1 protein-coding gene is annotated in these 241 nt (G+C 56.0%); it reads right to left on the bottom strand.

The features are described from left to right. Window positions 1-241: 4-hydroxyphenylacetate 3-hydroxylase N-terminal domain-containing protein (locus tag SB822_RS60300; protein ID WP_410859543.1), on the bottom strand; the 241-nt coding region annotated here is incomplete at both ends.

Below are 241 nucleotides of genomic sequence, written 5' to 3'. Positions count from 1 at the left end.
CAAAACCGCCTTCCATCGTCCAGCGACGGCAGCGATCAAAATCGCGGTAGATCAGCACGTTTTCCCATGGAATCAGCACGTTATCCATCACCAGAATCGCATCGTTCTCATCGAAGCGGCTGGAGAGCGGGTAGTCGTATGGCGAGCCGGTAGCACCCGCGACCATCTCATAAGAGGCGCGGGAGATTAATTTCACGCCATCGGCATCCATTGGCGCAACGAACATCAGTGCGAAGTCCGG

This window comes from Paraburkholderia sp. SIMBA_054 (assembly GCF_046534875.1).
Classification (GTDB): domain Bacteria; phylum Pseudomonadota; class Gammaproteobacteria; order Burkholderiales; family Burkholderiaceae; genus Paraburkholderia; species Paraburkholderia hospita.
Note: the sequence above shows the minus strand (reverse complement) of the source record. Positions and strands in the feature narration are given on the sequence as shown.